The organism is Glycomyces arizonensis DSM 44726 (assembly GCF_000482705.1).
GTDB lineage: Bacteria > Actinomycetota > Actinomycetes > Mycobacteriales > Micromonosporaceae > Glycomyces > Glycomyces arizonensis.
Map to the genome: position 1 here is coordinate 62,556 of NZ_KI519476.1, position 21,150 is coordinate 83,705.

The window sequence follows — 21,150 nt, forward strand, 5'->3', positions numbered from 1 at the left end:
TCAGACGCGGTTCCACTTCTGGTTGTCGCCGCCCCAGCAGCTGTAGAGCTGCACCGGGGCGCCGTTGCTCGAGCTGTAGACGTCCAGGCACACGTTGCCGTAGGCGCCGTTGCTGACCGAGCCGTCCGAGTTGAACGTCCACTGCTGCGCGGCCGAGCCGTTGCACGAGCTGATCTCGGCCAGCGTCCCGTTGCTTCCCGAAGGCGCGTTCAGGCATTTGCCCAGCACCTGGAGCTGCCCCGAGGTGTAGGTGAACTGCTGGTTCTGCCCCTCGTAGCACGAGTAGAGCTGCACGTCGGTGCCGTCGGTGGTGTTGCCGCCGGGCACGTCGATGCACTTCCCGGCCGAGACGCTCTGGAGCAGGACCGTGTCGCCGTCGCCCGGGTCGGTGGGGTCGCCGTCACCGGGGTCGGTGGGGTCGCCGTCGCCCGGGTCGCCGGAGCCGCCGTCCGGGGCCACGGCCCGGCCGGTCTCGGGGGAGATCATGCCCGCGCACAGCCCGCGCGACCTGAGGTTGTTCACGATCTGCGGGATCGCGTTGATCGTGGTCTGGTAGGCGTCGTGCATGAGGATCACGCCGCCGTTCTGGAGGCTGTTGGCGGCCTGGACGATCTGCGCGGTGGAAGCGCCGTTCCAGTCCTGCGAGTCGACGCTCCAGATGACCTCGGTGAGGCCGTACTGCGACTCCACCGATCGCAGCGTCCCGTTCGTCTCGCCGTACGGCGGGCGGAACAGGTTCGGCGTCACGCCCGACGCTTGCTGGATCGCCTGCTGGGTGCGGGAGATCTCCGAGGCCATCTGCTGGGAGCTCATCTGGGTCATGTGCGGGTGGGACCACGAGTGGTTGCCCACCCACATGCCCGCGTCCACCTGGGCGCGGACCAGCGAGGGGTAGTTCGACGCGTTCTGGCCGGTGTTGAACATGGTGGCCCGCACGCCCGCGGACTGCAGGGCGTTCAGCAGGTTGGTGGTGTTGGCGGGGTTGGGGCCGTCGTCGAAGGTGAGTGCGACGTAGCCGTTGCAGGCCTGGGCGTAGGCCGGTGAGCCGGCGAACGAGACGGCCACGATCGCCACGGCCGATGCCGCGATGGCGGCGAGGACCGCGAACAGCGAGGTGACGCGGCGGCGGATGCCGTGCATGGGATGCCCTCCTTGGAGTGTGGTTCGGCGGGGCCGAGCCGGGGCTGGCTCGAATCCTGCCGACGGGGTCGACGCATCAGACTGCGTCGGCGATGCACTGGGGTGAGGGCCCGGGTCGCCATGAGGAGATGACGATAAATCGATGTTCGTCGATTGAATGGACGCATTGAATTGTCCACCGAATCCGTCCGGATCGCAAGGGGCGAACCGTGAAACTCCTGTCGGGCGGCGTCGGCTCCGGACACTGCCCCCGTCTGGACCGCCCGGCGGCGAGGAGGTCTGGCGCCCGTCCTCAGCGGCCTCCGGGCTTGGAGGTGGACATCCACCAGTGGGCGCCGAGCCCCGACCGGTCGGTCAGGCGCGCCGAGGCCGAGGCTCGCGCCAATTCCACCGCGTAGCCGGTCGGGTCCCGGTACGCCCGCGCCAGCGGCGGCCGGTCGATCGGCAGGCCCAGCTCACGCAGCGCCTCCCGCTGCGTCCGCGCCCGGTCGCACGGGATCGCGTCGACCGCCACATGCGCGGTGATGTCGCAGGTGCCGTCCGGAACGGGCCCCACACCGCGGCCGTCACGGAAGCCGACGATCGTCCCCGTCTCCGGACGGTCGGCCCTGGTGTGGCCGTAGTCGATCGCCAAGACCGTTCCGGCGTCGATGCACTCGGCCAGCTCCCGCCACTTCGCCTCCCTGGGGCGCCCGATCTCGGCCCGCTCGCCGACCTGGTGAATCGGCCACCATTCGGCCAGCCACTTCGCGTCGGCGTCCTCGATCGGATCCCCCGGTCGCGTCGTTCCGACCTCGTCGACCTCCTCGTAGCGGACCTCGCCCTCCCCGTCCACCACCGCCGCATCGCACGGCACGTTGTCCAGCAGCTCGCAGGCGATCACCAAGCCTGTGACGCCCGAGGGCACGTCGGCGCGCCACGAGATGCGCTGGGGGAGGTCCTTCGGCTTCGGCCGCAGCTCCACGGCCGTCAGATGCGCCCGCTCGTCCAGCAGCGACGCCAGGTGGCCGAGCAGCTCGCCGTTCCCCGCCCCCACGTCCACCACGTCGAACGTCGCCGGTCTGCCGAGGGCCTCGTCCACCTCCCCGGCCAGACGGGCGACGGCCTCGGCGAACACCGGCGTCTGCGCGCTGGTCGAGAAGTGGTTGCGGGGCAGCTCACGGCGGTAGAAGCCGCCGGGCCCGTACAGTGCGCGCTCCATTGCGACGCTCCAGCGTGTGAACTGGGTCATCTTCTGACCCTAGCCGTCGTGAAAATCGCCACTCCGGGCCTCCCGGGCTGGCGTCGCCGTATCGACGAAGCACAATTGATCCGTAAGCGACGACCGGTACCTCGAGAAGGACTGGATCAGCATCATGGAGCAGCACAGCGCCGCCTCGACGCGGCCGCAGCGGACGGCGGCCAGCCGCCTCGCGGTCGGCGTCGTATCCGCCGGACGGGTCGGCTCCATCGTCGGTTCCGCCCTCCAAAGGGCCGGACACCGCATCGTGGCCGCCACGGCCGTCTCCGAAGCCTCCCGCGCCCGCGCCGCGCGCTCCTTCCCCGATGCCGAGATCCTCCCGCCCCCGGACGTCACCGCCTCGGCCGAACTGGTCGTCATCGCCGTCCCGGACGACGCCATCGCGCCGCTCGTCGCCGCCCTGCCCTTCCGGCCCGGCCAGATCGTCGTCCACACCTCCGGGGCCAACGGCGTCGGCGTCCTGCGGCCCGCCCACGACGCGGGGGCCCTCACCGCCGCGCTCGCCCCCGCCATGACCTTCACCGGCCGCGCCGAAGACCTCGAACGGCTCAGCGGGATCTCCTGGGCCGTCACCGGCGAGGCCGACGCCCGCTACATCGGCGAGGCCCTCGTCGTCGAGATGGGCGGCGAACCCGAGCACATCGGCGAGGCCGACCGCGCGCGCTACCACGCCGCGCTCGTCTACACCGCCAACCACCTCGTCACACTCGTCAACGACACCGTCGACCAGCTGCGCGACATGGGCGTGGCCGAGCCCGAGCGGCTGCTCGCCCCGCTCGCCTCCGCCGCGCTCGACAACGCGCTGCGCCACGGCGACGCCGGGCTCACCGGCCCCGTCTCGCGCGGCGACGCGGGCACCGTCGCCGGGCACCTCCGAGCCCTGGCCGGCACCGACATCGCCGACGCCTACCGCGCGCTGGCCCGGCGCACCGCCGAACGCGCCCTCGACTCCGGCCGGCTCGGCGCCGCCGACGCCGAAGGACTGCTCGAAGTCCTCTCCAACCCCCTTTCCAACCCCGCCCACCCCGAGGAGGAGACTCCAGAATGAGCCTGCTCGTCCACACCCGAGACGACCTGGCACGGGCCCGAGGCGCCCTGCCGGGCCGCGTCGCCGTCGTCCCCACCATGGGGGCGCTGCACGAGGGCCACCGCGCCAACTTCCGGCGCGCGCGCGAGAGCGCCGACGCGGTGATCGCCACCGTCTTCGTCAACCCGCTCCAGTTCGGGCCCGGCGAAGACCTCGACCGCTATCCGCGCACGCTCGACGCCGACGTCGCAGTCTGCGAAGAAGCGGGCGTCGACCTCGTGTTCGCGCCCGCCGAATCCGAGCTGTACCCGCACGGGAGGGACGGCCTGACCACCGTCCACGCCGGTCCCGACGGCGACCTCCTCGAAGGCGCCTCCAGGCCCGGCTTCTTCACCGGCGTCCTCACCGTCGTCGCCAAGCTGTTCCACCTCACCCGGCCCGACGTCGCCTGCTTCGGGGAGAAGGACTTCCAGCAGCTCGCCCTCGTGCGCCGCATGGTGCGCGACCTCGACTTCGGCATCGAGATCGTGCCCGTGGCGACCGTGCGCGAAGCCGACGGCCTGGCCAAGTCCAGCCGCAACGTCTACCTCTCTGAGGCCGAGCGGGCCGCCGCGCAGGCCATCCCGCACGCCATCCGCGCCGCCCAGGGCTCGCCGGATCCGCTCGCCGCCGCCGAGAAGGTCCTCGCCGCCGAGCCCGGCCTGGCCGTCGACTACGCGGTCGTGCGCGCGGGCGACCTCGGTGAGGCCCCCGCCTCGGGGCCCGCCCGGCTCCTCATCGCCGCCAAGGCGGGCACCACCCGCCTGATCGACAACGCCGCCGTCACGATCGGAGACCCCGATGCTTAGGAACATGTTCAAGTCCAAGATCCACCGCGCCACCGTCACGCAGGCCGACCTGCACTACGTCGGATCGGTGACCGTCGACGCGGACCTGCTGGAGGCCGCCGACATCCTCGACGGCGAGCAGGTCGCCATCGTCGACATCACCAACGGCGCGCGGCTGGAGACCTACACCATCGCCGGAGAGCGCGGCAGCGGCGTCATCGGCATCAACGGCGCCGCCGCCCACCTCATCGACCCCGGTGACCTGGTGATCCTCATCTCATACGCGCAGATGGAGGACGCCGAGGCGCGCGCGTACACGCCGCGCGTCGTGCATGTCAACGAGCGCAACGAGATCATCGAGGTGAACGGCGACAAGGCCGTTCCCGCGCCCGGCACCGCCGGGAACCCCGTGGCGCCGCCGCTGGCCGGGCAGGCCGCGGGCAACGCGGTGGCGACGTCACTAGCCGAGCGGTAAGTTTCTTGACCATGACCGAAGAAACGAAGCACGAGACCGCCGAGGGCGGGCAGGGCGACAAACCCGAGCCCTCGGACGACCTCAAGACCACCCACCACACCCTTGGTGACCTCTCCTACACCGCCACCACCGGGCGGATCGTCCTGCGCGAAGAGGTGACGGAGGACGAGAAGTACAACGGCCGCAAAGCCAAGGCCGAACTCTCGATCACCTACTACACGCTCGACGGCGCCGAGGCCGCCTCCCGGCCGGTCACCTTCGCGTTCAACGGCGGCCCCGGATCCTCCTCGATCTGGCTGCACCTGGGCCTGCTCGGGCCCCGCCGGGTCGACTCCGGCGACGTCGGAGACCTCACCCCGCCGCCGTACGGGCTGCTCGACAACGAGGAGACCCTGCTGCGCCACACCGACCTGGTCTTCATCGACCCGGTCTCCACCGGCTACTCCCGCGCCGCCGAGGGCGAGAAGCCGAAGGACTACCACGGCTTCACCGGCGACATCGAATCCGTCGGCGAGATCATCCGGCTGTGGACCACCAGGCAGGGCCGCTGGCTCTCGCCCAAGTTCCTCATCGGCGAGTCCTACGGCGGCACCCGCGGCGCGGGCCTGGCCGACTACCTGCAGTCGCGCCACGGCATGTTCCTCAACGGCGTCATGTTCCTGGCCCCGGCGTTCAACATGGAGACGCTCTACCACGCGCGCTACTCCGACCTGCCGAACCCGCTGTTCCTGCCGACCTACGCGGCGACCGCCCACTACCACGGCCTGCACCCCGACCGCGAGCTCGACGACCTCGTCGCCGAGGCGCGCGCCTACGCCGACGAGTTCCGCGCCGTGCTCGCCAAGGGCCAGAACCTCACGCCCGAGGAGCGGGCCGCCGCCGTCGCCAAGATCGCCTCGCTGGCCGGGGTGAGCGAGGAGTACGTCGACAACGCCAACCTGCGGCTGGAGCACACGCGGTACTACTCCGAGCTGCTGCGGCACCGGAAGCTCGTGACCGGGCGGCTGGACACGCGCTTCACCGGGCCGGCGGACAACTACACCCACGAGGTGATGGCGTTCGACCCGTTCCTGTCGGCCATCGACGGGCCGTACACGGCCGCGCTCCAGGCCTACCTGCACGGCGAGCTGGAGTACGAGAACGACGCGGTGTACGAGACGCTCTCGCGCAACGTCCACCCGTGGTCGTACAAGGAGTTCGAGGGCAACGCCGTCGACGTCATCGACAGGCTCGGCAACGCGATGCGCGCCAACCCGCACCTGAAGGTGCACGTGGCGATGGGCCGCTACGACGGCGGCGTCCCGATCGAGGCGATCGAGTACACGCTCGACCACCTGGAGATCCCGCTCGAAGCGCGCGAGCGGATCGAGACCAGGGTCTACCCGACCGGGCACATGATGTACGTGCACGGGCCCTCGCGCCTCCAGCAGGCCGCGGACCTCGCCGCCTTCATCCGAAGCGCCTCCGGGCGAAGCTAGGGGGTGTCTGGTGGATCAGAACGGGCGCTATCCGGCCCATTTGCCCGCTCGCTGCGTTGTCGGGCTCCCAGATCCAACACCGGGATCTGGAAGCCCTTCCGCCTTGCGAGCGAACAAATGGACTCGGATACCGCCTCGCCCTGATCCACCAGACACCCCCTAGCAACACCGCATCCGGAGCGCCTTCGGGCGACACTGGAAGCACAGCACCAGGAGCGCATCAACCGGTGACACCGCCGACCACGCCGCCGCAGGCGGCCGCATCGCGGCCGCGGTGGCGGCGTGCACGCGGATCCGCCGCGCTGCGCCGCGTCGAAGCCGCCCGCCGGGCTGGCCGCACAAGGAGGACATCGAACCGGTGACACCGCCGACCACACCGCCGCTTCGGCTGCCGCGCCTGCCGCGGCGGCTGCGGGCCGCGGCCCCGTCCTGGACCGAGACCACCGACGTGTGCGTCATCGGCTCCGGCGTCGCGGGCCTCACCTGCGCCCTCAACCTGCGCCAAGCCGGATTCCACGTCACCGTGGTCACCAAGGTCCACATCGACGACGGCTCCACGCGGTGGGCGCAGGGCGGCGTGGCCGCCGTGCTCGACCCGCTCGACACTCCCGAGGCCCATGCCCGCGACACCCAGATCGCGGGCGTGGGCCTGTGCGACCCGGCCGCGGTCGAGGTCACCGTCACCGAAGGCCCCGACAGGGTCGCCGACCTCATCCACGCCGGCGCGAACTTCGACCGCCACCCCGACGGGTCACTCCAGCTCACCCGCGAAGGCGGCCACCGCGCGCGGCGCATCATCCACGCCGGCGGCGACGCCACCGGCGCCGAGATCCAGCGCGCCCTCCACCAGGCCGTGCTGCGCGACCCGTGGATCCGCATCATCGAGAACGCCATGGTCCTCGACCTGCTCGTCGACCACACCGGGCACGCGGCCGGCGTGAGCCTCCACGTCCTCGGCGAGGGCGTGGAGCACGGCGTCGGCGGCGTCGAGGCCCGCGCGGTCGTGCTCGCCACCGGCGGCATGGGGCAGATCTACCAGTCGACCACCAACCCTTCGGTGTCCATCGGCGACGGCGTGGCCCTGGCGCTGCGGGCCGGGGCCGACGTCACCGATCTCGAATTCGTCCAATTCCATCCGACGGCGCTGTACGCGAACAGTAACGAGGGGGTCCGACAGGACCAGCCGGACCAGAGCCCGCTTCGCGGGCGCCAGCCCCTGGTCACCGAGGCGATACGTGGTGAGGGAGCGTACCTTCGCGACTTCTCGGGGGAGCGCTTCATGGTCGGCTTCCACGAACTCGCCGAGCTCGCGCCGCGCGACGTCGTCGCCAAGGCCGCCACCGCCCGCATGAAGGCCGAAGGCAGGCCGCACGTGTGGCTCGACGCCCGTCACCTCGGGCGCGCCATGCTCGAAGAGCGGTTCCCGACCGTCACCGCCTCGTGCCGCGCCGGCGGCATCGACCCCGTCACCGACCTCATCCCCGTTGCTCCCGCCGCGCACTACGCCTCCGGCGGCGTCCGCACCGACCTGCGCGGCCGCACCACCGTCCCCGGCCTGTACGCCGCCGGGGAGGCCGCCTGCACCGGCCTGCACGGCGCCAACCGGCTCGCGTCGAACTCCCTGCTCGAAGCGCTCGTGTTCACTCACCGGATCGCCGACGACCTCGCCGAGCACAAGCCCAGCCCGGGCGTGCCCGAGCTGCCCGAGGCCGAAGGGTGGGTCTGCTCGACGACCTCCCGCGCGCCGATCCAGGACGCGATGACCGCGGGCGCGGGTGTCCTGCGCTCGGCCGAGAGTCTCGAAGCCACCGCCGAGGCGCTGACGGCGCTGGGGGACAATGTGTCCGGACGCCCGCGCCCGGCCACCTGGGAGGCCACGAACCTCCTCACCGTCGCCACCGCCCTGACCGCGGCCGCGCACCGCCGCCGCGAGACCCGCGGCAGCCACTGGCGCGAGGACCACCCCGAGACGTCCGACGACTGGCGGGGGCACCTCAACCTGTCCGTCAATCCCGACGGGGAGCTCAACACCACCTGGGAGTCCGCATGAGCGAGGACTGGAACGCCGCGGCGCGGCTCGTGGCCGGCGGCCTCGACCCGCAGGACGTGCGCGTCGACGTCGAGGCCTACCTCGACGAGGACCTCTCGGCCGAGCGCCGCGACGTCACCTCGGCGTCCATCTTCGGGCCCGAGCACACCTCGGTCGTCGTCCTCACCGCGCGCGCCGACGGCGTCCTGGCGGGACTGCCGGTGACGCACGTCGTGTTCGACGCGATGCCCGGCGACGTCGAGTTCACCTACCTCGCGGGGGAAGGCGCCCGTATCAGGGAAGGGCAGCAGCTTGCGCGCATCGCGGGCAAGACTCGCGACCTTCTCGCCGCCGAACGCACGGCGCTCAACCTGCTGTGCCGCATGAGCGGGATCGCCACGCACACGCGCCGGTTCGCCGACCTGCTCGCCGACTGGGACACGACCGTGCTCGACACGCGCAAGACCACGCCGGGCCTTCGCGCCCTGGAGAAGTACGCGGTGCGCGTCGGCGGCGGCGAGAACAAGCGGTTCGGGCTCTACGACGTCGCGATGATCAAGGACAACCACAAGGAGGCGGCCGGGTCGGTCTCCGCCGCCTTCCACGCGGTGCGCTCCGCCGAGCCCGAGGTCGACATCCAAGTGGAGGTCGAGACGCTCGAGGAGGCGCTGGAGGCGGTCGCCGCCGGGGCGACGTTCCTGCTGTGCGACAACATGAGCCCGAAAGAACTGAGCGAAGTGGTCGACGCCGTCGGCGAGCGGGCCCAGTTGGAGGCGACCGGGACCATCACGCTCGGAAGCGTCGTCGAGTACGCCGCCACCGGGGTCGACTTCGTGTCCGTGGGCGCCCTGACGCACTCGTCGCCCATTCTGGACATCGGTTTGGACTTCGAGGAGTGACCGGGCCGGTGTGGAACCGTACTGCGCCGAAGACGAGCTTGAGGAAGCAAGCGGTCCTGTGGGAAACGGCGTCGCGCTGATGGCACGCGCGTCATGGGGATCGAGGAAGTGACCGGACCTGTGGAGGACCATATGCTGCTGTGCGTCGACATCGGCAACACCAACACGGTGCTGGCCGTCTTCGAAGGCGAGCACCTCAAGCACTCCTGGCGCATCAGGACCGACCCGCACGCCACCGCCGACGAGCTGGGCCTGACGTTCCGCGCGCTGCTCGACGGCAACGGCGTTAACCTGACGGGGATCGCCCTGTCCTCCACGGTGCCGCAGCAGTCCGCCGAGGTCGGCAAGATGGCGCAGCGCTACTACCCGCACGCGCATTTCGTGGCGATCGCGCCGGGCGTCAAGACGGGGGTGCGGCTGAGCATCGACAACCCGAAGGAGGCCGGGCCGGACCGCATCGCGAACACGCACGCGGCCTATCACCTCTACGGCGGGCCGTGCATCACGGTCGATTTCGGCACCTCGACCAATATCGATGTGATCTCCGAACACGGCGACTTCCTCGGCGGGGCCTTCGCCCCGGGCATCGAGATCTCGATCGACGCCCTCGCCTCACGCGCGGCGAACCTGCTGAAAATCCCGCTCATCAAGCCGCGCAACGTCATCGGTAAGAACACTGTGGAATGCCTTCAGTCCGGCATGGTGTACGGCACCGCGGCGCAGGTCGACGGCCTGGTCAAACGGATCACGGCCGAACTGGAGACCCCTCCGACGGCCGTAGTGGCCACGGGCGGTCTCGCCCCCGTCGTAATCGAGCAGTGCGAAACCGTTACCCACTACGAGCCGAACCTGACGCTCCAAGGCCTGCGAATGATCTTCGCCCGCAACTCATAAGCAAGGTTATATCCTATAACTATAACTGAATCTTATAGCATATGACTCATATAGCCTATAATTCATAACCTATAAGCAGGGATCGGTATGGCTTATAGCTCGTAGCCTATAACCTGCCTCGGTATCTACCGATACGAGCAGGGGCACCGCGAGTAGGCGTGCCTTAGCCTTGGAGCCGAACTTCCCCCAGGCGATCGGGCCCGAACCGGGAGACGCACATGCCCCACTACCGAACCCACGATGCTTCCCGTGCGCCGCGACCGCTGCGGATTGCGGACAACGCCATGTTCATGTTCGACGACGCCGCCAGAGCTGACGCCAGACCACCGGTCGACAAGGTCGAGGCCGCCATCAAGAAGGAGACTCCGAAGACCTTCCGTGAACCGAGCACCATGCTCCAGGCCGCCCCCGGCGAAGGCATCCTCTCGATCGCCGTCGACGCCGAGGAAACCGCCCCGGTCATCGCGATCGACGGCCGCCCCGCCGCGGCCGGGATCGGACAACTCGACCTGGCGCTTCCGGTCGGTGAGCATTTGATCGAAGTGCAGGGCACCCACACCGCCGATCCGGTGGTGGTCCGAGTCGGACAGAACGAGGTGCAGAAGATCGGGTACCACCAGGACCCGCTGACCGGCCGCAATGCCTTCGGGGATTTCCCCGAGTCTTTGGAGCGGGTCGGCGACGGTTCGGGCTGCCTGGTGTGGACCGTTCAGGCGGCGGCATTGGTCGGGGTCCTCTGGATTCTGGTAGCGGTTTTCTCACAGAGGAACTATGCGGTAGCAGTGGTGGTCGCGGTCGCCACCGCACTGGTCGCGGTCCTCTGCCTACCGCTCTCGCGCAAGGCAAAACGCTCTTACTGGCGCAAGCGGGCCGAACAGCTGCAGCTCCCGGCGAGAGCGGCCGAGCCGTATCCGTGGGGCGCGGACGGCGAAACCGACGCGCTGCTCTGCGGTGCGGCCGACCCGGCCGTCCCAACCGGACAGGCGGCGATCGACCTCGACTTGGAATGCGCTAGACATCTGCGGATCGGCCGCCGCAAGGCCCGGTCCGGCGCCTTCCTCGCCCGAGCGTGGACGCGCCGTCCGCACGTCGCGATCGACGGTGTCGTCCAATCCGCGACCTGGGGCCGGTGGCGCTATCAGGTAGCGCCGGGACCGCACCGAGTCGCGGTCACCGTGGACGGACGCCCCCTGAACCTCACCATCCCAGCACAGCACGACGGCGAGGTGGCCGAATGCAGCGAGATCGAGGTGACGGCCGTGCCCGGTACGGCCACGGCGATCCGAGCCGAGGCACAGGTTTCCGCCCACTGGAATGCGCGCACCGGCCACGTGGAATCACGACCGCCGACATTGCGACTGGAGACGGCACGCGCACCATCCGCATTACCAATGCGTACCAGACGTACCGGTGTGCATTACCGAGTGGCCTTCGCCGACGGGTCCACGAGAGGGCCGCGCAGCCGCGTCCAGCGGACTGGATAACCGAGAGCGGCCTCGGATCAGGCCGCGGGCCCCGAGACGGGACCGTGGGCGATGTGGACGCTTCGGGCACCGCCGCGCATGCGCAGGCGGCGCGCCAGGGCCACCGCGTGCTTGACGTCCGCGACCAGGAACAGCACCGTCGGGCCCGAACCCGAGACGTGCGCCGCCAGAGCGCCCTCCTCCAGCCCGCCGTGCATGAGCGAGGCGAGCTGCGGGCGCAGGCTCACGGCAGCGGCTTCCATGTCGTTGACCAGCAGGCGCGCCAACTCGTCGGCGCCGACCTGCGACTCGAAGGCCCGCACGATCGGATCCACATCGGACGAGAAACGTCCGATGCCCTCCTCCCTCAGCCGGTCGACCTCCTTGAAGCACTCCGGCGTGGAGATCTGCGTGTCCGTGGTGGCCACGACCCAGTGCCAAGTGCCGCGCGAGTCGACATGCGTCAGCTCCTCGCCGCGGCCCGAGCCCACCGCGGTGCCGCCCTTGAGGCAGAACGGCACGTCGGAGCCGAGCCCGGCGGCGAGGCGGTGCAGCTCGGCGTCCCCGATAGCGACCTCCCACAGCCGCGCGCAGGCGACGAGCGTCGCGGCCGCGTCGGCCGAACCGCCCGCCAGGCCGCCCGCCACCGGGATGCGCTTGTTGAGGTGGATGCGGACGTCGGGCTCCACGCCCCCGTAGATCGCGACGAGCTTCGCGGCCCGGACGGCCAGATTGTCGTCGCCGGTGGGCAGCGTGTCGGCGCCCTCGCCGGCGACGGTCAGCTCGATGCCCGGCTCGTCGGCCCTCTCGACCGTCACCGTGTCGTACAGCGAGATCGACTGGTAGACCGTCGAAAGCGCGTGATAGCCGTCGGCCCGCGCGTTGCCCACCCCGAGATGCGGATTGATCTTGGCGGGCACGTCCACGGCGATGGCCGCGCTCGGCACGGAGGGCGCGGCCTGCCCGCTGCTCTGCTCATTCATTCGCGGCCTCCTTGGCGTCAGCGAGAGCGATGAACTCCGCAATGTCCAACGACTCACCCCGCCGTGTGGGTTCGATTCCCGCCCGACGCATGATCTCCTCGGCTTCCTCGACCGATCCGGCCCAGCCCTTGAGCGCCTGGCGCAGCATCTTGCGGCGCTGCCCGAAGGCCGCGTCGACGGCGGCGAAGACCTCCGCCCGGTTCGCCTCGGGCGATTCGATCCGCTCGAACGCGACGAGCCCGCTGGCGACGTTGGGCACCGGCCAGAACACGTTGGCCGAGACCGACCCGGCGCGCCTGGCCTTGGCGTACCAGGCCATCTTGACGCTGGGCGCGCCGTAGATCTTGGACCCCGGCGAGGCCGTGAGCCGGTCGCCGACCTCGCTCTGGACCATCACCAGCCCCTTGCGGAGCGTCGGGAACGTCTCCAGGGAATGCAGCACCACCGGTACGGCCACGTTGTAAGGAAGATTCGCGACCAGCGCAGTCGGCGGCTCGGGCAGCTGCTCGGCCTTGATGCGGGCCGCGTCGGTCTCGATCACCGTGAGCCGCTCGTGCTCCTCGGGGGCGCGGTGCGCGACCGTGGTCGGCAGCGCGAGCGCGAGCTTGGGGTCGATCTCGACGGCGATCACCCGGCGGGCGATCTCGATGAGCGCCAGCGTCAGCGAACCGAGACCCGGGCCGACCTCCATGACCACGTCGTCGGCGTCGAGGCCCGCGGCGGCGGCGATGCGGCGCACGGTGTTGGCGTCGACGACGAAGTTCTGGCCCCACTTCTTCGTCGGCTGGATGCCCAGCCCCCTGGACACGGCCCGGATGTCGCCCGACGTCAGCAGCCGCGCCATGTCAGCCCTGTCCCCCCGCCAGGAGCGGCTCGAGCACCAGGCCCGGGTAGTCGTTGAGGAGCGTCTGGATGCGGTACTTGTTGGGCAGCGCCACCAGGAACGCGCCGTCCCGCGGGCGCGTGAACACCTCGATGCCGGGCGCGGCGAGCAGCTGCTTGGCGCCGTCGGCGTCGGTGAGCCGCGCCAGCTGGTACGGCAGGTGATCGATGGCGGCGGGCACGTCGAACTCGGCGGCGAGCCGCGCGAGCGTGACCTCGAACTGGAGCGGGCCGACCGCCGCCAGCACCGGCGTGGCCTCGCCGCGCCGCTCGGAGTACAGCACCTGGACGACGCCCTCGGCGTCGAGCTGCGCGATGCCGCGGCGGAACCGCTTGGCCTTGGACGTGTCGTGCATCTGGAGGGCGCCGAAGTGCTCGGGCGCGAAGGCCGGCAGCGGCGGGAACTCGACGGGCCTGCCCGCGTAGATGGTGTCCCCGACCGACAGGCCCGAGGCGTTGACCAGGCCGATGATGTCGCCGGGCCAGGCCTCCTCGACCGTGTCGCGGGAGGCCCCGAACATGGTCTGCGCGTACTTGGTGGACATGGTGCGCTTGCCCTGCGCCTGCGTCACCTGCATGCCGCGCTCGAAGCGCCCCGAGCAGACGCGGACGAACGCGAGCTGGTCGCGGTGGGAGGCGTTCATGTTGGCCTGCGACTTGAACACGAAGCCGGAGAAGCCCGACTCCAGCTCGCGCGGCTCGCCGTCGACGTCCTCCCGGGCGAACGGCGCGGGGGCGATGTCGACGAGCAGGTCCAACAGCTGGCCGATGCCGAAATGCACCAGGGCCGCGCCGAACAGCGTCGGCGTGGTCTGCCCGGCCTCGAAGGTCTTCTGGTCGAAATCGGCCTCCACCTCGCCGAGCAGTTCGGATTCCTCCAAGGCGCGGCCGAACTCGTCGCCGAAGCGGGCGGCGGCCTCGTCGGCGCCGAGGACCTCGGTGACGGCCAGCTGCTGGCCGCCGGGGGAGCGCTCGTAGCGGACCATGCCCTCGGCGCGCCTGCCGTCGATGGCGATGCGCTCGATGACGCCGCGGAACTCGCCGCCGATGCCGACGGGCCAGGTGACGGGCGTGGGCTTGATGCCGATGCGGTTCTCGATCTCCTCGAGCAGTTCGAGGGCGTCCTTGGCGGGGCGGTCCCATTTGTTGATGAACGTGATGACCGGGATGCGGCGCGCCCGGCACACCTCGAACAGCTTCAGGGTCTGCGGTTCGAGGCCCTTGGCGGCGTCGAGCAGCATGACGGCGGCGTCGACGGCCGTCAGCACGCGGTAGGTGTCCTCGGAGAAGTCGGCGTGGCCGGGCGTGTCGAGGAGGTTGACGACGCAGCCGCGGTACTCGAACTGGAGGGAGGCCGAGGTGATCGAGATGCCGCGGTCCTGCTCCATGGACATCCAGTCGGAGACGACGCCCTTGCGGTCGCCCTTGCCGTGGACGGCGCCGGCCGAGGCGATGGCCTGGCCGTGGAGGGCGAGGGCCTCGGTGATGGTCGACTTGCCGGCGTCGGGGTGCGAGATCACCGCGAAGGTGCGACGGCGGGCGGATTCGGCCGTGATGTGGCTGGACATGGATTCCTCAAGGATGTGACGAGAACAGGTCTTTCGTGCAGCGGGCTCGGCGTTCAACGATAGCCGCGAACGGCACCACACCCCACGCCCCGCGCCGCGACATGGACGCCGCCTAGACGCTTTGTGCGCCTGAAGTCCCGCCGGGCCCGATTCTTGTCGGACCCGCGTGCCATGGTGCTCCTATTCCCCTTATGGGTGGGTGGGGGTTAGGGATGGTAGTCACGCTCAGCGCTCACCCGGCCAATTCGGCCTTCACGATCCCGGCCACGACCTTCCCGTCCGCGCGGCCCGCGGTCTTCGGCTGCACGATCTTCATGACCTTGCCCATGTCCTTCGGTCCCGAGAAGCCGCCTTCGGCGATCGCCGAGCGCACGATCGCAGTGAGTTCCGCCTCAGTGAGCTCCTCCGGCAGGTAGCGCTTGATCACGGCCTCCTCGGCCAGTTCGGCCTCGGCCGACTCCTCGCGCCCGCCCTCGCGGAACGCGTCGGCGGCCTCGCGGCGCTGTTTCGCCTGCTTGATGAGCACCTTGGTGACCTCGGTGTCGTCGAGCTCGCGCGCGGATTTGCCCGCCACCTCCTCGTTGCGGATCGCCGCCAGGACCATCCTCAGCGTGCCCAGCGTCACCTTGTCGCGCGACTTGAGGGCGGATCGCATATCCGTTTCCAACTGGGTCTTCAGCTCACTCATATCTCGACAATCTACCGTTGGGGTATGAAGATCAGCCGTGGCCTCGCCGCAGCAGCCGGTATCGGGGTCGGCGCCGGTGCGCTGGCGCTCGCGTACGCGTCCCTCTACGAGCGCGTCCAGTACACGCTCCGCCATTTCGCGGTGCCGGTGCTGCCGCCGGAGGCCGAACCGATCCGGGTCCTGCACATCTCCGACCTACACATGACGCCGGGGCAGGTGCGCAAGGCGCACTGGGTGGCGTCGCTGGCCGCGCTCGACCCGGACCTGGTCCTGCTGACCGGCGACAACATCGCCCACCCCGAGGCGCTCGACCTGGTCTCCAAGACGCTGCGGCCCCTGTTCAAGGCGCCGGGCGCGTTCGTGTTCGGCTCGAACGACTACTACGCGCCGGTGTTCAAGAACCCGCTCCAGTACTTCAACCCGAACCACGAGCACAAGTACGGCGAGCCGCTGCCCACCGAGGAGCTGCACAAGGTGCTCGTCGACGGCGGGTGGACCGACCTGAACAACGCCGCCGCCGACGCGGTGGTGTCGGGCCTGAGCATCCACTTCGCGGGCGTCGACGACCCGCACTTCGACCTGGACGACTACGACCTCGTCGCGGGCCCGGTCCCGCAGGACGCGGACCTGTCGATCGGGCTGACGCACTCGCCGGAGCCGCGCGTGCTGGACGACTTCTCCCGCGACGGCTATGACTTCGTGGCCGCGGGCCACACCCACGGCGGACAGGTGTGCGTGCCGGGGTACGGCGCGCTCGTCACGAACTGCGGGATCGACCGCGAGCGCGTCAAGGGCTTGAGCGCGTGGGACGACATGTGGCTGCACGTCTCGGCGGGCCTGGGCACCTCGCCGTACGCGCCGGTGCGCTTCGCGTGCGCGCCGGAGGCGAGCCTGCTGACCTTCGTGCCGGCCTCGCTCTAGACGCCGACCGCGCGCCGAATGTGACGGGGCCCGGCCGGACCGGACCCCGTTCGACGCCGGGCCTCTGACTCGGGTAGCATTTCATCTCGGTGTGAACGCCCCAGTGCGTTCGCGGACAAACGAATATCGGGTTGTGGCGCAGCTTGGTAGCGCACCTCGTTCGGGACGAGGGGGTCGCAGGTTCAAATCCTGTCAACCCGACCACTGTGATGTATCAGGACATAGGAAACGGTCCGAACCTGCGAAGGTTCGGGCCGTTTGTCGTTTTCAGCGTGTGGGTCCTTTTGGTCGGCCGGTGGGCTGGTAGTCACGGGTGGGGTCGAGGGTGAGGTGCCGAATCAGTTCGCCGGTGGTGGCGTCCAGGACGCGGATGTCGAGGCCTTCGACGATCAGGAGGACGCGGGTGCCCTCATGGATGCGTCCGACGCCGATGTGGTGGAGCTTTCCGTTGTGTCGCAGGGTGACTGATCCGGCTTTGTCGATGGTGTCAGTGCGGATGCGGCCTGGGGTGTCGCCTGCGGCCGGGTCGCCGGGGGCGACCTCGGTCTGCGAGCGGCCTTCGAGGATGAGGCGGTGATGATCAAACGCGCTTTCGACATGCCCCAGATCAGACACCGGAAAGTTGCCGATGACCCGAGACATGAGTTTCCTATGTCCTGAACGAGGACACTGTCAACCCGACTTTGTGACCGCGTGTGAACGTGTGTGAACGGTCGTGGCCGGGTATGATCTCGCGATTGTGCCCGGCCACCGCCGCGTTCGCATATTGATCGTGGGCGGCTCAAGAAAGCTTTTACGCCGCCGACCGAGGTCTTGTCGTAGTCGGATCCTGCGCCTATCAACGCCGCCGGAGGGCCAACTAGAACAGACCGGTTTGTCTCCAGCCCCGAATCGGTGCTCGCCCGGTCATCTGCAGAACCAGTAGCAGCGAGAGAGTGGCGGCGCCTAGGCCGACGAACCACACCGTGGTCAACCCAATGCGGGAGCCCACGCCGAAGTCGGCGTGGCCGAAGACGTACCCGAGCGTGGATGCCAGTGCCAGTACGCTCGCCCCGACGAAGGTCAGGAGCAAGGGGAGCAGAGAGCCGAATAGGTGCGGCTTATATGGCCGCCGCCGCAGCCATGCCTCCCAGTGAAGGCCGCCAGGTACTCGGTCGCTGAGGTGAGTGCGGACGTACTCGGCGACGCGGACGGTCCCGAAGTGCTGAGCCACCAGTCGCCCGCACAGCAGGTAGGAGCTGAACGGCACGATGAGCATCACCGCAGTCATGTCCGGTCGTGAGATGGCGAACCCGAAGATCGTGGCCGTGACCGTCAGTTGGAGGGTCAGCAACTGCTGCTGCGCTTTGACTCGTTCCAGGGTCTCTTGGCGCAGCGCGGAGAACTCCGCCAACGGGCCTTCACAGCCTCCGGTGACATCCATGCCAAGCGCTGTGTCTTTTGTCGACTCCGCCATGCGATCGACAGTAATCCGAGCATGCAACTAGCCGATGGATCGGCGGCTGTGACGCCCGACCCCTGCGCTGCCAACCACCTGACAAGAGCGATGACGACAGGCACGAGGCTCACGTAGGACGCGATCAGCCAGATGGCGGAACCGAGTCATGCCAACAAGTCTGAAGAAATACCGTAGAGATCTGGTCCGTCCATGTGCGGCGAGCCACCGATTGGGCACTTGCACGGCGGCAGCTGACCGACTTCGCCCTTGAAGCAGGGTTCAGCGAACTGGCATGGAAAACCAGCGAAAGCGGCGGCTTCTTCCGGCCCATCCTCACGGCACGGGCGAGCTGACCACGCCCCGCCTCAGACGAGACAGCGGCGCGTTTAGGTCGCAGCTACTGTCAGATCGACCGTGGCCGCGCGGTAATGGCGCCTTCCTCGCGCGCCGTCCGGACCAGGCGCTTGACGCTGCGGATGCCGACGCCGTACTGGAGGGCAAGGTCCTTCTGCCTGGCCCCCGCGGCAAATGAGGCGGTGAGCGCGTTTCGCTGGTCGGAGGAGAGGCGTCGATGGAGCGGGCGTGGTATCCGCCCTGAACTGTCCTCGATGGTGTACTCGCCTGCCGTGCCCGAGTGCCGAAAAGGGCCCGAAGTCCCCTCATCGCTTGGTAGCGGGCCGGACAGATACCCGAGCAGGCCGTCTACCTGCGGTGGGGTGTTCAAAGTAGCGATTATTAGCTCGACTGCTCAGAGGGGACCGTGAGGTCCCCTTTCTCATGCCTGGTCGGCGGGCAAACGGATATCGGGTTGTGGCGCGGCTTGGCTCTGTTTTTGGCGACACTTCGTGTCGGCGGCATCTCGTTCGGGACGAGGGGTCGCAGGTGCAAATCCTGTCAACCCGACCGATGAGAATACAGTTCAGGGTCGGTTTCCCAGGGAAGGGATTCCGGCCCTGACCGTGTTCGCGGCAGCGTGTCGCGGCGACGCCGGTCTTCGCCCTCATCGTTCTCGCTCCGTTTCCGGAGCGCTTTCCGAGTGGCCTCATCGGAGGCTCGCGCGTGAATCTCCATGGTCGTCTCGAAGTCCGAGTGCCGCATGATCGCCATGGCCGCTCGAGGAGGGACATCGGGGTCCGCCGGCAGCGAGCCGCAGGTCCGCCGAGCACCGAGCGACGAGGAGGACCCGCCGGTCGGCCCGGTGCGGACCTCGCGGGGCGGAGCCCATCGGCCTGATCGGACGACGGCCGATCGTGGTGTCGGCTACAAATGGTATCTGTATAGATCTATCATTAGTTCATGGAATCTGAAGCTGCACGGCGCGCCGCCTTGCCGGTGGCGCTGGCCAATACCGTCTACACGCTGCGCGGGAAGATCCGCGACGACCTCGACACGCCCGAGGGCCTGGCTGACTGGCTCGGGCGGGAATCAGGCGTACTGGAGACCTCCGCTGCCGGGCCCGGGTCGCTGACCGCCACCGACGACGATCTGCGCGACGCCCGCGACCTGCGCGCGGCGGTCAGGGAGATCCTCGCGGCCGTGTCCGCGGGCGAGGCGCCTGACGCGACGTCCCTCTACCGCCTGAACTGGCGCGCCGCCGCCGCGCCGAGCTGGCCGCGGCTGCGCTGGGAGGACGGCCCGGTCCTCGAAAGGGCCAACGACGCCGCCCCGGTGGCGGCGGCCCTGTCCGAGATCGCCGGGGACGCGATCGCGCTGTTCGCCTCCGAGGCCGGGGCCGCGCTGTCGGCCTGCGCCTCCCCCGAGTGCATCCGGTACTTCGCCAAGGTCGACCCCCGGCGCAAATGGTGCTCGCCCGAATGCGGCAACCGCGCCCGCGTCGCCAAGCACTACCACCGCACACATGGCTAGTCATGGGCGCTAATTTGTCACTGTTCGTGCGTATTTGTGTAAATACGCACTTCTTGCGGTGATTACGGTCGTTCCACACGCGGAATCAAGCGAATGGAAAGGATTCACGCCATGCAGACTGCCAACAGCGCCGCCGACACGCGGCCCGCACCCCCGCTGACTGCCGAAGAGATCATCAAGCGAGCCGAAGACCTCCAGCCGTGGCTGCGCGAGCGTTCCGACGACATCGAGGCCGGCCGGCGCCTGTCCGGCGAGGTCGTCGAGGCCCTGCGCGACACCGGCGTGTTCGGCATGGCCTTCCCCACCGCCTGGGGCGGCCCCGAACTGACCTCCTCGGAGCAGACCCGCGTCATCGAGGCGCTGTCCTACGGCGACACCTCCGCCGGATGGTGCGCCATGATCGGCATGGACTCCGGCATCTACGCCGGCTATCTCGACGAGGACACCGCCCGCGGCATGTTCCCCGCCCAGAACGAGATCACCGCCGGACTCATCTTCCCCTCGGGCCGGGCCGACCGCGTCGAAGGCGGCTACCGGCTCACCGGCCGCTGGAAGTTCGGTTCCGGCATCACCCACTGCGACTGGGTCTCCGCCGGCGCCTTCGTCTACCGCAGCGGCGAGCCCGAGCCCAGCCCCGCCGGGGCCGAACGCCACTGGCGCATGTTCATTCTGCCGCCCACTGAGGTGACCGTCCTCGACACCTGGCACACCACCGGCCTGTCCGGCTCCGGATCATGCGACTACGAGGTCCAGGGCGTCTTCGTCCCCGAGTCGCACACCTTCAGCTTCGGCGTCCCGCGCAGCCGCAGCGGCCCCCTCTCGCTTCCCGACGCTTTCGTGCGCAACATGCCCGGCGTCCCCCTCGGCACGGCCCGCGCCGCTCTCGACCACTTCCGCGCCATCGCCCGGGAGCGGACCATCGCCGCCACCGGAGGACGCTGGGCCGACGACTACCGCATCCAGCTCACCCTCGCCGAATGCGAGATGGAGTTCCAGGCCGCCCGCCACGCCGTATACGGCAGCCTCGACGAGCACTGGTCGCGCCTCGCGACCGCCGCCTCGCTCGACGACCTCACCGACGACCAGCGCATCGCCACGATGCTCCCGCGCGTGAACTCCTTCCGCGCCGCCCGACGCATCATCAGCCGCCTGTACGACCTGCTGGCCACCGGAGCGATCTACCGGCCCAATCCCATGGACCGGTGGCTGCGCGACATCACCACCATGTGCCAGCACATCGTCGTCCAGGACCAGATCGTCCAGTCCGCCGGCGCCTACCTCCTCGGCGGCGATCCCCAATTCCCATTCAGCCTCGGCATCGTCGAGTAAGGA

General features: G+C 69.5%; 20 protein-coding genes and 1 tRNA gene. 12 read left to right on the forward strand and 9 right to left on the reverse strand.

The genetic code is table 11. From position 1 onward, the window contains the following. Both H613_RS30530 and H613_RS0123265 read right to left on the reverse strand, forming a co-directional pair. Positions 1 to 1,140, reverse strand: coding sequence for a polysaccharide deacetylase family protein (locus tag H613_RS30530; protein ID WP_084546919.1), 1,140 nt, complete (start codon positions 1,138 to 1,140; stop codon positions 1 to 3). 292 nt (positions 1,141 to 1,432) lie between these two features. Then, complete coding sequence (locus H613_RS0123265) at positions 1,433 to 2,371, reverse strand: SAM-dependent methyltransferase (protein WP_026925649.1); 939 nt, start codon at positions 2,369 to 2,371, stop codon at positions 1,433 to 1,435. Between the two features lie 124 nt (positions 2,372 to 2,495). Between H613_RS0123265 and H613_RS28710 the strand changes: the two genes are divergently transcribed. The 8 genes from H613_RS28710 (at position 2,496) to H613_RS0123310 (ending at position 11,493) form a co-directional block, all read left to right on the forward strand. Beyond that, positions 2,496 to 3,428, forward strand: coding sequence for a Rossmann-like and DUF2520 domain-containing protein (locus H613_RS28710; RefSeq protein ID WP_051393756.1), 933 nt, complete (start codon positions 2,496 to 2,498; stop codon positions 3,426 to 3,428). Continuing rightward, complete coding sequence (gene panC, locus H613_RS0123280; protein ID WP_026925650.1) at positions 3,425 to 4,255, forward strand: pantoate--beta-alanine ligase; 831 nt, start codon at positions 3,425 to 3,427, stop codon at positions 4,253 to 4,255. The genes H613_RS28710 and panC overlap by 4 nt, the downstream gene beginning before the upstream one ends. After that, complete coding sequence (gene panD / locus H613_RS0123285) at positions 4,248 to 4,709, forward strand: aspartate 1-decarboxylase (protein WP_026925651.1); 462 nt, start codon at positions 4,248 to 4,250, stop codon at positions 4,707 to 4,709. The genes panC and panD overlap by 8 nt, the downstream gene beginning before the upstream one ends. 11 nt (positions 4,710 to 4,720) lie before the next feature. Further along, positions 4,721 to 6,187 carry a S10 family peptidase gene (locus tag H613_RS0123290; protein WP_026925652.1) on the forward strand — a complete coding sequence of 489 codons (1,467 nt, stop codon included), beginning with the start codon at positions 4,721 to 4,723 and terminating at the stop codon, positions 6,185 to 6,187. 358 nt (positions 6,188 to 6,545) lie between these two features. Further along, positions 6,546 to 8,237 carry an L-aspartate oxidase gene (locus H613_RS0123295; RefSeq protein WP_026925653.1) on the forward strand — a complete coding sequence of 564 codons (1,692 nt, stop codon included), beginning with the start codon at positions 6,546 to 6,548 and terminating at the stop codon, positions 8,235 to 8,237. Beyond that, positions 8,234 to 9,115, forward strand: a complete 882-nt coding sequence (gene nadC, locus H613_RS0123300; RefSeq protein ID WP_026925654.1) for a carboxylating nicotinate-nucleotide diphosphorylase — start codon at positions 8,234 to 8,236, stop codon at positions 9,113 to 9,115. Before H613_RS0123295 ends, nadC begins: the two co-directional genes overlap by 4 nt. A 132-nt stretch (positions 9,116 to 9,247) precedes the next feature. Then, the gene (locus tag H613_RS0123305) at positions 9,248 to 10,009 is read left to right on the forward strand and encodes a type III pantothenate kinase (RefSeq protein WP_026925655.1); all 762 of its coding nucleotides are present in this window, start codon (positions 9,248 to 9,250) and stop codon (positions 10,007 to 10,009) included. A gap of 284 nt (positions 10,010 to 10,293) precedes the next feature. Further along, positions 10,294 to 11,493, forward strand: a complete 1,200-nt coding sequence (locus tag H613_RS0123310) for a hypothetical protein (protein WP_026925656.1) — start codon at positions 10,294 to 10,296, stop codon at positions 11,491 to 11,493. Between the two features lie 17 nt (positions 11,494 to 11,510). On the opposite strand, the gene H613_RS0123315 is transcribed toward H613_RS0123310, so the two are convergent. The 4 genes from H613_RS0123315 to H613_RS0123330 form a co-directional block, all read right to left on the reverse strand. Next, positions 11,511 to 12,455: a 4-(cytidine 5'-diphospho)-2-C-methyl-D-erythritol kinase gene (locus tag H613_RS0123315; protein WP_211234945.1), complete on the reverse strand. Its 945-nt coding sequence runs from the start codon at positions 12,453 to 12,455 to the stop codon at positions 11,511 to 11,513. After that, positions 12,448 to 13,299 carry a 16S rRNA (adenine(1518)-N(6)/adenine(1519)-N(6))-dimethyltransferase RsmA gene (gene rsmA, locus H613_RS0123320; RefSeq protein ID WP_026925658.1) on the reverse strand — a complete coding sequence of 284 codons (852 nt, stop codon included), beginning with the start codon at positions 13,297 to 13,299 and terminating at the stop codon, positions 12,448 to 12,450. The genes H613_RS0123315 and rsmA overlap by 8 nt, the downstream gene beginning before the upstream one ends. 1 nt (position 13,300) lies before the next feature. After that, positions 13,301 to 14,905: a peptide chain release factor 3 gene (locus H613_RS0123325; RefSeq protein WP_035739226.1), complete on the reverse strand. Its 1,605-nt coding sequence runs from the start codon at positions 14,903 to 14,905 to the stop codon at positions 13,301 to 13,303. A 232-nt stretch (positions 14,906 to 15,137) separates the two neighbouring features. Continuing rightward, positions 15,138 to 15,593 (reverse strand): GatB/YqeY domain-containing protein, encoded by a 456-nt coding sequence (locus H613_RS0123330; RefSeq protein ID WP_026925660.1) that lies wholly within the window; start codon positions 15,591 to 15,593, stop codon positions 15,138 to 15,140. A gap of 24 nt (positions 15,594 to 15,617) precedes the next feature. Here H613_RS0123330 and H613_RS0123335 point away from each other — a divergent pair, with 24 nt between their 5' ends. Further along, on the forward strand, positions 15,618 to 16,514 hold the full coding sequence (locus tag H613_RS0123335) for a metallophosphoesterase (protein WP_026925661.1): 897 nt from the start codon (positions 15,618 to 15,620) through the stop codon (positions 16,512 to 16,514). A 127-nt stretch (positions 16,515 to 16,641) separates the two neighbouring features. Further along, positions 16,642 to 16,718 (forward strand) — tRNA-Pro (locus H613_RS0123340). A gap of 63 nt (positions 16,719 to 16,781) precedes the next feature. Here H613_RS0123340 and H613_RS0123345 read toward each other — a convergent pair. The 3 genes from H613_RS0123345 to H613_RS31225 form a co-directional block, all read right to left on the reverse strand. Continuing rightward, a complete protein-coding gene (locus H613_RS0123345; protein ID WP_026925662.1) occupies positions 16,782 to 17,156 on the reverse strand; it encodes a hypothetical protein in 375 nt (124 codons plus the stop codon). Positions 17,157 to 17,373: 217 nt separating this feature from the next. Continuing rightward, positions 17,374 to 17,970, reverse strand: a complete 597-nt coding sequence (locus tag H613_RS0123350; RefSeq protein ID WP_156926231.1) for a hypothetical protein — start codon at positions 17,968 to 17,970, stop codon at positions 17,374 to 17,376. Between the two features lie 385 nt (positions 17,971 to 18,355). After that, positions 18,356 to 18,676, reverse strand: coding sequence for a hypothetical protein (locus H613_RS31225; RefSeq protein ID WP_156926232.1), 321 nt, complete (start codon positions 18,674 to 18,676; stop codon positions 18,356 to 18,358). 572 nt (positions 18,677 to 19,248) lie between these two features. On the opposite strand from H613_RS31225, the gene H613_RS0123355 reads away from it, so the two are divergent. After that, positions 19,249 to 19,818 carry a CGNR zinc finger domain-containing protein gene (locus H613_RS0123355; protein WP_035739228.1) on the forward strand — a complete coding sequence of 190 codons (570 nt, stop codon included), beginning with the start codon at positions 19,249 to 19,251 and terminating at the stop codon, positions 19,816 to 19,818. Positions 19,819 to 19,929: 111 nt separating this feature from the next. Next, positions 19,930 to 21,147 carry an acyl-CoA dehydrogenase family protein gene (locus H613_RS0123360; protein ID WP_035739233.1) on the forward strand — a complete coding sequence of 406 codons (1,218 nt, stop codon included), beginning with the start codon at positions 19,930 to 19,932 and terminating at the stop codon, positions 21,145 to 21,147. Positions 21,148 to 21,150 lie beyond the last annotated feature (3 nt).

What these genes read in the sequence shown, in the direction of transcription:
- H613_RS0123265 (WP_026925649.1), bottom strand. Translation starts at nt 2,371, where the DNA reads ATGACCCAGTTCACACGCTGGAGCGTCGCAATGGAGCGCGCACTGTAC.
- H613_RS0123305 (WP_026925655.1), top strand. Translation starts at nt 9,248, where the DNA reads ATGCTGCTGTGCGTCGACATCGGCAACACCAACACGGTGCTGGCCGTC.
- H613_RS0123360 (WP_035739233.1), top strand. Translation starts at nt 19,930, where the DNA reads ATGCAGACTGCCAACAGCGCCGCCGACACGCGGCCCGCACCCCCGCTG.
- panD (WP_026925651.1), top strand. Translation starts at nt 4,248, where the DNA reads ATGCTTAGGAACATGTTCAAGTCCAAGATCCACCGCGCCACCGTCACG.
- H613_RS30530 (WP_084546919.1), bottom strand. Translation starts at nt 1,140, where the DNA reads ATGCACGGCATCCGCCGCCGCGTCACCTCGCTGTTCGCGGTCCTCGCC.
- H613_RS28710 (WP_051393756.1), top strand. Translation starts at nt 2,496, where the DNA reads ATGGAGCAGCACAGCGCCGCCTCGACGCGGCCGCAGCGGACGGCGGCC.
- H613_RS0123330 (WP_026925660.1), bottom strand. Translation starts at nt 15,593, where the DNA reads ATGAGTGAGCTGAAGACCCAGTTGGAAACGGATATGCGATCCGCCCTC.
- H613_RS0123355 (WP_035739228.1), top strand. Translation starts at nt 19,249, where the DNA reads ATGGAATCTGAAGCTGCACGGCGCGCCGCCTTGCCGGTGGCGCTGGCC.
- H613_RS0123335 (WP_026925661.1), top strand. Translation starts at nt 15,618, where the DNA reads ATGAAGATCAGCCGTGGCCTCGCCGCAGCAGCCGGTATCGGGGTCGGC.
- H613_RS0123350 (WP_156926231.1), bottom strand. Translation starts at nt 17,970, where the DNA reads ATGGCGGAGTCGACAAAAGACACAGCGCTTGGCATGGATGTCACCGGA.
- H613_RS0123325 (WP_035739226.1), bottom strand. Translation starts at nt 14,905, where the DNA reads ATGTCCAGCCACATCACGGCCGAATCCGCCCGCCGTCGCACCTTCGCG.
- H613_RS0123315 (WP_211234945.1), bottom strand. Translation starts at nt 12,455, where the DNA reads ATGAATGAGCAGAGCAGCGGGCAGGCCGCGCCCTCCGTGCCGAGCGCG.
- panC (WP_026925650.1), top strand. Translation starts at nt 3,425, where the DNA reads ATGAGCCTGCTCGTCCACACCCGAGACGACCTGGCACGGGCCCGAGGC.
- H613_RS0123345 (WP_026925662.1), bottom strand. Translation starts at nt 17,156, where the DNA reads ATGTCTCGGGTCATCGGCAACTTTCCGGTGTCTGATCTGGGGCATGTC.
- nadC (WP_026925654.1), top strand. Translation starts at nt 8,234, where the DNA reads ATGAGCGAGGACTGGAACGCCGCGGCGCGGCTCGTGGCCGGCGGCCTC.
- H613_RS0123310 (WP_026925656.1), top strand. Translation starts at nt 10,294, where the DNA reads ATGTTCATGTTCGACGACGCCGCCAGAGCTGACGCCAGACCACCGGTC.
- rsmA (WP_026925658.1), bottom strand. Translation starts at nt 13,299, where the DNA reads ATGGCGCGGCTGCTGACGTCGGGCGACATCCGGGCCGTGTCCAGGGGG.
- H613_RS0123290 (WP_026925652.1), top strand. Translation starts at nt 4,721, where the DNA reads ATGACCGAAGAAACGAAGCACGAGACCGCCGAGGGCGGGCAGGGCGAC.